At 71.0% G+C, this 10,085-nt stretch carries 7 protein-coding genes and 1 other RNA gene; 5 read left to right on the top strand and 3 right to left on the bottom strand.

Annotated elements, in window-relative coordinates:
- Positions 1 to 160: NAD(P)-binding protein (locus tag KIH73_RS10540; protein ID WP_219083301.1), on the bottom strand; the 160-nt coding region annotated here is incomplete at its 3' end.
- Positions 161 to 345: 185 nt separating this feature from the next.
- Between KIH73_RS10540 and ffs the strand changes: the two genes are divergently transcribed.
- From ffs to KIH73_RS10515, 5 genes are all read left to right on the top strand, one after another.
- An RNA gene (gene ffs, locus KIH73_RS10535) (signal recognition particle sRNA small type) lies at positions 346 to 442 on the top strand.
- Positions 443 to 1,224: 782 nt separating this feature from the next.
- A complete protein-coding gene (locus KIH73_RS10530; protein ID WP_219083299.1) occupies positions 1,225 to 2,265 on the top strand; it encodes a phosphatase PAP2 family protein in 1,041 nt (346 codons plus the stop codon).
- Between the two features lie 88 nt (positions 2,266 to 2,353).
- Positions 2,354 to 5,272 carry a type I DNA topoisomerase gene (gene topA / locus KIH73_RS10525; RefSeq protein WP_219083297.1) on the top strand — a complete coding sequence of 973 codons (2,919 nt, stop codon included), beginning with the start codon at positions 2,354 to 2,356 and terminating at the stop codon, positions 5,270 to 5,272.
- Between the two features lie 352 nt (positions 5,273 to 5,624).
- Positions 5,625 to 6,362: a dTMP kinase gene (tmk, locus tag KIH73_RS10520; protein WP_219083295.1), complete on the top strand. Its 738-nt coding sequence runs from the start codon at positions 5,625 to 5,627 to the stop codon at positions 6,360 to 6,362.
- A complete protein-coding gene (locus tag KIH73_RS10515; RefSeq protein WP_219083293.1) occupies positions 6,359 to 7,510 on the top strand; it encodes a DNA polymerase III subunit delta' in 1,152 nt (383 codons plus the stop codon). Before tmk ends, KIH73_RS10515 begins: the two co-directional genes overlap by 4 nt.
- A gap of 305 nt (positions 7,511 to 7,815) precedes the next feature.
- Here the strand turns inward: KIH73_RS10515 and treC are convergent, their stop codons facing one another.
- Together treC and KIH73_RS10505 are read right to left on the bottom strand one after the other, a co-directional pair.
- Positions 7,816 to 9,480 carry an alpha,alpha-phosphotrehalase gene (gene treC, locus KIH73_RS10510; protein WP_219083291.1) on the bottom strand — a complete coding sequence of 555 codons (1,665 nt, stop codon included), beginning with the start codon at positions 9,478 to 9,480 and terminating at the stop codon, positions 7,816 to 7,818.
- 109 nt (positions 9,481 to 9,589) lie between these two features.
- A partial coding sequence (locus tag KIH73_RS10505) for a PTS sugar transporter subunit IIA (protein WP_219083289.1) occupies positions 9,590 to 10,085 on the bottom strand: 496 nt, incomplete at its 5' end.

Raw genomic sequence — 10,085 nt, 5'->3', positions numbered from 1 at the left:
CGGTCTCCTCGTCCATGTACGAGTACGCGTTGCCGCCGATATGGTCGCGCACCTCGACGATCTCCACCCTGGCGCCCGCACGCTCCACCGCCTGCTGCGCCACCGTCAGACCAAACAAACCCGCACCAACCACCACCAGATCGGGCATCTCGTCCGCCATGCCATGCTCCTTACACGTCTTATCCGTCCGTCGGTTCCGGTATCGCCGGCGTGCGCCGGCCCGTGCGCACCGAGCGTGCGCCCTCACCCATGCTACCCGCCGGCTTGCCCGGCCTCCCCGTCCCGGGCCCGACGTGCACGGCATCCGCGCACGGCCGTGCCATGTCCGGGGATGGTGTACACTGGTTCAAGCCTCCATGTGGCGTTACGTCACCCAACTCCCCCAGGGCAGGAATGCAGCAAGGGTAAGTGGCCTCTGACGGGTGCGTGGAGGTTTTTTCTTTTTTCCTGCCCCGCCAGTGGCTTTCTCGTGCCTCATCCTTGCCGACGCTCAACCTGGCGCAGTCGTTGTCGCTCGGGCGTCGGTTCGGTAGCACCTGCGGCGGCACCTGTGCTACCGAACCGACACTGGGAATCGCCCAGCGTCTGGTAAAACGCAGTCGCCTCGTTGTTTACCAACCAAAACCGACGCCAGCGACCGCCATGCCGCTGTCGCGGTCCATGCTCCGCGCCCTGTGGCTCGCGCCCGTCCGCCGCGGGTTTGTGCGGGTTTCGCCCTGAGCCCCACGCCGGTGCGGCCGCTGTCGGGAGTGTGGCCGTAGAGTCGTGGGTATGACCGACGAACGCAATCAGCGGACTCCCGCACCGCAGCCCGGGCAGTCCGACCAGCCCGTCCAACCCGCCCACGACCATCCCATCGCCCCTGTCCCCGACCGGTCTGGGCAGTCCGGCCAGCCCGTTCATGACCAGTCCGAGCATCCTGCCCGCGACCAGCGCGTCCAGCCTGCCCGTGACCAGCTCGGGCAGCCTGCCCAGCTCGTCTCTGACCAGTCCGAGCAGTTCGACCAGCCGGTCCAGTCCGGCCAGCCAGTCCACCCTGTCCCTGACCGGTCTGAGCAGTCCGTTCCCGCCCAGACCGTTCGGTCCGACCAGTCCGCTCAGTCCGTTCCCATCCAGCCAGTCCCCGGCCGTGCCGACCACGTCGACCGCCCATCCGTCGCGTCGCCGTCCGCCGCGGCCCCGGGCCCCTTCCCGACGGTGGTGGACCCGGCCGGCCCGGCGAACATGCTGGCGGACCGGACGCCCGCCGGGCCCGCGGCCCCGCCGCTGCTGCGCCCCGCGGACGACCCGGGCGCCGGGGCAGACCCCGGCCTGTCCGCCGCGGACATCGACCGCGGCCTGGCCCGGCTCGACCCGCTGACCGTGCGCCCACGCACCTCGAGCCGCGTGCTGTGCGTGGTGTTCGGCCTGCTGCTTTTGGCTGCCGCGGCCGGCGTGTGGTGGCTGGGCGTGCGCACCGTGGACGGCCAGTCGTACGACGACATGGTGTACACCTATCTGCCGGATATGCTGCCCGGCTGGATGGCGCCGGCCATCGGCGTGTTCGCGGTCTCGCTGGTGGTGGAGGTCGTCGCCGCGCTGCTGGCGGTCGGGGCGCTGGCGTCGGCCGTGGCGCGCCGCCGCTGGTGGCTGATCGGGCAGGCGGCCGCGTTCGGCTTGCTGTGCCTGGCCGTGTCGCGCCTGAAGTACGTGCTGCCCCGCCCGTTCCTGGTCTATACCGAGTCGAACGCCGTCAACTCCGCGCCGTCCGGCCACACGATCCTGGCCGCCGCGGCGGGGATGGCGCTGCTGCTGACGGTGCCGCGCGTCGGCCGTGCGATCGTCGCCGTGCTCGGCGCCGCGTTCGCGTTCCTGGTCGCCGTCTCGGTGATCGACGCGCACTGGCACCGCACCACCGACGTGGTCATGGCGCTGCTGCTGACCGGCGGGCTGGCCTTGCTGGCCCTGGCGTTCACCCGCACGTCCGGCATGGACGCGCCCGGCGGCAGGGCGTCCTCGCCCGCCGTGCAGATCGTCGGCACGGTGATGGTCACCGGCGGCGTCATGGCGAGCCTGTACGCGGCGTACCTGATCTGGCAGATCCAGCCCGGCCTCGAGCTGTCCGCCGAATGGGCGCGGTCCGGCGCCTGCGCGTCGACGGTCGCGCTGACCGCCGGCGTGACGCTGCTGGTGTTCGGCCTGGTGCTGGCGATGCGGCAGATCACCGCCGCGCCGCTGTCCCGCGCCGGCCTGGTGGGCGCGCCGCCGGCCCCGCCGCACCGCTGAGCGCCCAGTCCGCCACACGGCGGGGTTGGGCATTGCCGCCGCCGCGTGGGTAAGATGACCTTTCGAACGCACGTCATAAGGAGAAGACATGGCAACCGGCACCAAGCTCGTCATTGTGGAGTCTCCCACCAAGGCCAGGAAGATCGGGGGATACCTTGGCGACGGCTACACCGTGATGGCCTCGGTGGGCCACATCCGCGACCTCGCGCAGCCCAGCCAGGTCCCCGCCGCCGACAAGGAGCGCTTCGGCAAGTTCGGCGTGGACGTCAACGACGGGTTCACGCCGTACTACATCGTCGACGGCGACAAGAAGAAGACGGTCGCCGAGCTCAGGTCCGCGCTGAAGAACGCCGACGAGCTCTACCTCGCCACCGATGAGGACCGCGAGGGCGAGGCCATCGCCTGGCATCTGGTCGAGACGCTCAAGCCGAAGGTGCCGGTCAAGCGCATGGTGTTCCACGAGATTACCCCCGAGGCGATCAAGGCCTCGCTGTCGCACACGCGCGACGTCGACGCCCACATGGTCGACGCCCAGGAGACGCGCCGCGTGCTCGACCGCCTGTACGGCTACGAGCTGTCCCCGGTGCTGTGGCGCAAGGTCGGTCCCGGCCTGTCCGCCGGCCGCGTGCAGTCGGTGGCCACGCGCCTGATCGTCGAGCGCGAGCGCGAGCGCATGGCCTTCGTCCGCGCCCCGTACTGGGACGTCACCGCCACGCTGGCCGCGCCCGACGCCGAGGGCGCCGAGGTGCGCTTCGACTCGCGCATGGTCGCGCTCGCCGGCAGCCGCCTGGCCGGTTCGAAGGACTTCGGCCCCGACGGCCGGCTCGTCGCCGATGCGGGCGACGTGCGCCTGCTGGACCAGGCGCAGGCCGAGGCGGTGGCCCGGGCCGTCGCGGACGCGGCGTTCACCGTCGTCTCGATGGAGACCAAGCCGTACCGCCGCCGCCCGCAGCCGCCGTTCACCACCTCGACGCTGCAGCAGGCGGCCGGCAACCGCCTCGGCATGAGCTCGCGCCAGACGATGCGCGCGGCCCAGGGGCTGTACGAGAACGGCTACATCACGTACATGCGCACCGACTCGGTCACGCTGTCGCAGGAGGCGATCACCGCGGCCCGCGGCGCGGTCGAGCAGCATTTCGGCAAGGCGTTCCTGTCCGACGCGCCGAAGCAGTACACGACCCGCACCGCCGGCGCCCAGGAGGCGCACGAGTGCATCCGCCCGGCCGGCGCGCGCTTCCGCGACCCGGCCGAGCTGGCGACCAAGGTCCCGGCGGACCAGCTGCGGCTGTACACGCTGATCTGGCAGCGCACGCTCGCCTCGCAGATGGCCGACGCGACCGGCTCGACCGCGACCGTGCGGCTGTCCGCGCCGGCCGGCGAGCTGGGCGAGGCGATCTTCCAGTCCTCCGGCACGGTCATCGAGTTCCCCGGCTTCATGAAGGCGACCGGCGAGGGGCGCCGCGCCGCCGAGCGCGCGGACAAGGCCGGCACGGCTGACGGGTCCGCCCCGGCCGATAGCTCCAAGGCCGCCGACGAGAACGCCTCGCTGCCGCCGATGGCCACCGGCGACGAGCTGCACGCCACCTCCGTCGAACCCGACGGCCACGAGACGCAGCCGCCCGCCCGCTACACCGAGGCGTCGCTGGTGCGCACGCTGGAGGCCAAGGAGATCGGCCGCCCGTCGACCTACGCGAGCATCATCTCCACGATCATCGACCGCGGCTACGTGTATGAGCGCGGCCGCGCGCTGATCCCCTCCTGGCTGGCGTTCGCCGTCACCCGGCTGCTGGAGACGAAGTTCCCCAAGTACGTCGACTACCAGTTCACCGCCGACATGGAGAACGGCCTCGACCAGATCGCCCACGGCAAGGAGCGCGGCAAGGACTGGCTGACCCGCTTCTACTTCGGCTCCGGCGAGGGCGCGGCCGCCAACGCCGACGAGGCGCACGCCGGCCTGCAGCAGCAGGTCGCGCAGCTGGGCGAGATCGACGCCCGCGCCATCAACACGATCGACATCGGCGACGGCCTGCACGTGCGCGTCGGCCGGTACGGCCCCTACCTCGAGGACACGCGCAACCTGGACGCCGAGGGCAACCCGAAGCGCGCCTCCCTGCCCGACACGCTCGCGCCCGACGAGCTGACCGTCGAGGTCGGGCACGAGCTGATCGAGCAGAACGCCGGCGGCCCGCGCGAGCTGGGCAAGGACCCGGCCACCGGCGGCACCGTCGAGGTGCGCACCGGCCGCTTCGGCCCGTACGTGGCGTTGGTTCCGCCTGCCGAGGCCGGGGGCCGGGAGGGCGCCGCGGCCGAGCCCAAGGCCGGCTCCAGGCGCGCCGGTCGCAAGGCCGCCGCGCCGAAGCCGAAGATGGCCTCGCTGTTCAAGACGATGACCCCCGAGACCATCACGCTGGAGGACGCGCTGCGGCTGCTGAGCCTGCCGCGCGAGCTCGGCACCGTCGAGGAGACGAACGCCGAGACCGGCGAGGTCTCGCAGGCGAGTATCACCGCCAGCAACGGCCGATACGGCCCGTACCTGACCAAGACCGCCGCCGACGGCAAGACCGAGACGCGTTCGCTGGGCAGCGAGGACGAGATCTTCACCGTCGACCTGGAGAAGGCCAAGGAGCTGTTCGCCCAGCCGAAGTACGGCCGCGGCCGCGGGCGCGGCGCCGCCAAGCCGCCGCTGCGCGAGCTGGGCCCCGATCCGGAGAACGGCAAGCCCGTCACCATCAAGGACGGCTTCTACGGCGCGTACATCACCGACGGCGAGACCAACCGCACGCTGCCCAAGCAGTACACGCCCGAGTCGATCGAACCGGCCGAGGCCTTCCGCCTGCTCGCCGAGAAGCGCGCCGCCGGACCGGCCAAGCGCCGCACCCGCCGCGGCGCGACGGCGAAGAAGACCACGACCAGGAAGACGGCGGCGAAGTCGACGGCCAAATCCACAGCCAAGAAGTCCACGACGGCGCGCAAGTCCGCGGCCGGCACCAAGGCCAAGGCCGAATAGCCCGCATTCCTCCGGATTGTGCGGGCGGCCGGCGGGATCCGCCGCGCCGGCTACGAGCGGCTCGATGGTCTCCCGGGCCGCACGGCGGTGGATACGGCGGGCACGGGCCTGGAACCACCGGCTCGATGATTGCCCGGGCCGCACGGCGGTTGGCGCCGCCGCGTTCGGCGGCCGCATCCCCGCCCGGGGCGGAAGTCGCCGGGGTTTGCCGGGATTCGCCTGGCTCGCCGGGTCGGAGCCGTTCGGACCGGGGCGGTTCATGCGGGAGCGTGCGGGCGCCACACGGACCGGTCCCGGAGTGTTGGCCGGACGCGGTGTGTAGTCTTGGTGGAACCGTATGAAAGGGGAGCCGATGGCAGGGCTGTTCATCTCGTTCGAGGGCGTCGACGGCGTGGGCAAGACCACGCAGGTCGCCCGCCTGCGCGACCACGCCCTGTCGATGGGCCTCGACGTCGTCGTGACCCGCGAGCCCGGCGGCACGCCGCTCGGCAAGGCCCTGCGCCGGCTCCTGCTGCACGGGGTGCCCGCCGAACCGAACGATGACGGGTCGCCCGCCCGCGCCGCCGACATCGCCCCGCGGACGGAGGCGCTGATCTTCGCCGCGGACCGTGCCCAGCATGTGGCGGAAACGATCCTGCCCGCCCTGGAGCGCGGCGCCGTCGTCATCACCGACCGATACCTCGATTCGTCGCTGGCCTACCAGGCGGGCGGGCGAGAGCTGACCGCCGCGCAGATTCGCTCGCTGAGCCTGTGGGCCACCAACGACCTGCTGCCCGGGCGCACGTATCTGCTGGACATGGACCCCGCGCTCTCCCACGAGCGGCTGACCCATAGCGCCGACCGCATGGAGTCGGCGGGGGACGGGTTCCAGGAGCGCACCCGCCGGGCGTTCCTCGACCTGGCCCAGGCCGAGCCCGATCGCTTCCTCACCGTCGACGCGTCGCGGAGCATCGCGCAGGTGTGGTCCGCCATCCGCGCCGATTTCGACGCCCTCGTCGCGCAGGAGCCCGGAATCGCCGCCACGGCCGCGCGTCGCGCGGCGACGGCACCCGGTCCGGACGCGCGTCCCGCGGACGGAGGTGCCCGATGAGCGTGTGGGACGCCATCGTCGGCCAGAGGCAGGCCGTCGAGCAGCTCAAGGCCGTCGCCTCGGGCGACCCGAAGGCCATCGCGCAGTCCTGGCTGATCTGCGGACCCCCGGGGTCCGGCCGCTCGAACGTGGCGCGCGCCTTCGCCGCCGCGCTGGAAAGCCCCGACCACGGCCTGGGCGACGAGCCCACGCGCGTCAGCCGGCAGGTGCTCGCCGGCACGCATCCGGACGTCGCCGTGCTCGCCACCGACAAGGTGACCATCGGCATCGACGAGGTGCGCGGCCTGATCGCCACGTCCGAGCAGATGCCGAGCACCGCGCCGTGGCGCATCATCATCATCGAGGACGTCGACCGCATGCTCGAACGCACGACGAACGTGCTGCTCAAGGAGATCGAGGAGCCGAGCGAGCACACGATCTGGCTGCTGTGCGCCCCCAGCGCGCAGGACGTGCTGCCCACCATCCGCTCACGGACCCGCATCGTGAGCCTGGCCGTGCCGTCCAACCAGGCGGTGGCGGCGTTCCTGGAGCGCGAGGCGGGCGTCGAGCCCCGGCTGGCCTCACGCGCCGCGCGGCTGGCGGAGGGGCATATCGGCGTCGCGCGGCTGTACGCCACGCAGGACCGCGTGCTGGCCGACCGCGACGACCTGGTGGTCGGCGTGCTCGGGCTGCGCCGGGCGTCCGACGCGGTGCTGCTGGCCGGCAATCTCATCGAGAACGCGCAGGGGCAGGCGAAGGACGACGTCGACCGCCAGGCCGCCGAGGCGGAGGCCGACTTCCGGCGCGTCAACGGGCTGGGGGAGAAGGACCGGATCCCCACGGCGCTGCGCGGCGCGTACAACGCGATCGCCAAGAAGGACGAGCTCAGGCGCCGGGCGACCCGCCGCAGCCGCGACGTGCTCGACCGCGCGCTGAACACGGTCGCGAGCATCTACCGCGACGTGGCCGTGCTGCAGAACAACGCCGAGGACGCGGTCGGGCTGATCAACCTGGAGAACCGCGAGGCGATCACCGAGCTGTCGGTGCGGCTGACGCGCGCGGGCGCCGTGGAACGGCTGGAGGACATCGCCGTCGCCCGCCGCCGGCTCAACGGCAACGGCAACCCGACCCTGGTGTTCGAGGCCCTGTTCTGCGCGCTGATTGCGTGATCCGGTCCGGGCCGGCCTGATTCCAACCCCGACCGGTCCGGCCTTGTCCGGGTCTGCCCTTGTTGTTCAGAGCCCTTGGTCGATTCCGGTTCTGGTCCTATTCCTGGCCGGTGCCGGTCGGTGCCGGGGCCTGGGCAGGGCCGCAGACTTCGGCGGATGGTCCGCGGGCAAGGGCGGAATCCCGCCGCTCCCCGCACACCATCCGCCGAAGTCCGCGGGAGACGACCGGAACGGACGCCGAAGGCCCCGGCGCATCATCACTCGGTCAGATGCGCCGGGGCCTTCGACGCCGGCGGTCGAGACGGTCAGCGATACCAGACCTGGGCCTCGAACGGCCGCAGCGTCCGCGCGTCGGCCGGGGCCTCGTCGTAGTTGCCGATCATGAGCTTGAAGCCCTCGGTCGACGGGGCGTCGCGCCACCGGTAGTCGCGGCCGTAGAAGTTCGCGACCATGATCAGCTCGTGGCCCTCCCAGGTCCGGCGGTAGGCGAACACCTGCGGATCGTGCTCGGCGAGCGGCTCGATGTCGCCGTAGGCGATGACGTCGAGCTCCTTGCGCAGCGCGACCAGGCGCCGGTAGTAGTGGTACACCGAATCCGGGTCCGCCACCTCGGCGGCGGCGTTGATGCGCGTGTGGTTGCCGTTCACGCCGAGCCACGGGCCGGGGCCGTCGGGCGCGGTGAAGCCCGCGTACCGCGAGTCGTCCCACTGCATCGGCGTGCGCGCGTTGTCGCGCGAGTGGATCTGCACGATGCGCAGCGCGTCGGCGGGCTTGAGGCCCCTGTCCTGCAGGATCCGGTAGTAGTTCAGGCTCTCCACGTCGCGGAACTGGTCGATGGACGTGAAGTCGGTGTTGGTCATGCCCAGCTCCTCGCCCTGGTAGATGTAGGGCGTGCCGCGCAGGCAGTGCACCACGGTGGCCAGCATCGTGGCCGACTCCTTCCAATGGCGCTCGTCGTCGCCGAAGCGGGTGACCACGCGCGGCTGGTCGTGGTTGCACCAGAACACGGCGTTCCACGCGTCGTGCTCGGCCATCTTGGTCTGCCACTCGAACATGATCCTCTTGAGCTTGCCGAAGTCGGCGGGCACCAGCACCCACTTCTCGTTGCCCATGAAGTCGACCTTGAGGTGGTGGAAGCTGAACACCATCGACAGCTCGCCGGTGGTGCGCCCCGCGTACCGGTAGCAGTTCTCGATCGTCGTGCTCGACATCTCGCCGACCGTCACGAACTTCGGGTCGCCGCCGAACGTGGCCGCGTTCATCTCCTGCAGGTACTGGTGGATCTTCGGCCCGTCGGTGTAGAAGCGGCGGCCGTCGCCGGTCTCGTCGTCCTCGAACGCGCCCTTGCTGATCAGGTTGATCACGTCGAAGCGGAAGCCGCGCACGCCCTTGTCCATCCAGAACCGCAGGATCTTCTGGATCTCCTTGCGCACGTTCTCGTTCTCCCAGTTCAGGTCGGCCTGGGTGGGGTCGAACAGGTGCAGGTAGTACTCGTCGAATTCGGGCACGTACCGCCAGGCGCTGCCGCCGAACTTGCTCTCCCAGTTGGTGGGCGGGTCGCCGTTCGGCTTGCCCTTGCGGAAGATGAAGAAGTCCTTGTAGTACGGGTCGCCGGCCATCGCCCTGCGGAACCACTCGTGGTCCGTGGAGACGTGGTTGAAGACCATGTCGAACATCAGGCCGATGCCGCGTTTGTCGGCCTCGGCGATCAGCGTCTCGACGTCCTCCATCGTGCCGTAGGCCGGGTCGACGTTGTAGTAGTCGGCCACGTCGTAGCCGTTGTCGTGCTGCGGGGAGACGAAGAACGGGGTCGACCAGATGTAGTCGACGCCCAGGCCCGCGATGTAGTCGAGCTTCGAGATCACGCCCTTGAGGTCGCCCAGGCCGTCGCCGTTGGAGTCGCAGAAGGACTTCGGGTAGATCTGGTAGACGACGCTTCTGCGGAAGTCGGGTTCGTTGGTGCTGCCCATCGTTGGACACCTGTCCTTTCGTATGTCGTTCGTAAGTCGTTCGTGTGTCGGGATCGGGTCGGGGTGGGCGCGCGGCGGCGGAAGGATGCGTCGCCGCCGCGCGCACGGCTCACCAGGTGATGACCGGGGTCACGCCCGCCTGGGACGGGATGCCGGTGTGCATCGTCATCGCGCCGGCGTTGCCCGGGCTGGTGACGATCAGCATCGTCGTGGTCGGATGGCCGGCGGCCCTGATCTTCTCCGGGTCGAACTCGATCAGCGGGTCGCCGCGGCGCACATGGTCGCCGCCCTTGACGAACAGGCGGAAGCCGTCGCCGCCCATCGCCACGGTGTCGACGCCCACGTGGATGAGCAGCTCGACGCCGTTGGCCAGCGTCAGGCCGCAGGCGTGGCCGGTGTCGGCCATGACGACGGTGACCTCGGCGTCGGCCGGCGCGCGCACGACGGTGCTGGTCGGCTCGAACGCCACGCCGTCGCCGACGATCTTGTTCGAGAACACCTCGTCGGGCACCTGCTCCAGCGGGATGACCGTGCCGTCGAGGATGGCGGTGGCGGCGTCGGTGGCGTCGGAGACCTCGGCGGGACGGTCATCCCGCTGGAGCAGG

Source organism: Bifidobacterium phasiani (assembly GCF_019331775.1).
In the GTDB taxonomy this organism is placed as follows: Bacteria; Actinomycetota; Actinomycetes; order Actinomycetales; family Bifidobacteriaceae; genus Bifidobacterium; species Bifidobacterium phasiani.
Note: the sequence above shows the minus strand (reverse complement) of the source record. Positions and strands in the feature narration are given on the sequence as shown.

Excerpts from the sequence above, each read along its gene's own strand:
- KIH73_RS10530 (WP_219083299.1), top strand. The coding sequence starts at position 1,225 with ATGCTGGCGGACCGGACGCCCGCCGGGCCCGCGGCCCCGCCGCTGCTG.
- topA (WP_219083297.1), top strand. The coding sequence starts at position 2,354 with ATGGCAACCGGCACCAAGCTCGTCATTGTGGAGTCTCCCACCAAGGCC.
- tmk (WP_219083295.1), top strand. The coding sequence starts at position 5,625 with ATGGCAGGGCTGTTCATCTCGTTCGAGGGCGTCGACGGCGTGGGCAAG.
- KIH73_RS10515 (WP_219083293.1), top strand. The coding sequence starts at position 6,359 with ATGAGCGTGTGGGACGCCATCGTCGGCCAGAGGCAGGCCGTCGAGCAG.
- treC (WP_219083291.1), bottom strand. The coding sequence starts at position 9,480 with ATGGGCAGCACCAACGAACCCGACTTCCGCAGAAGCGTCGTCTACCAG.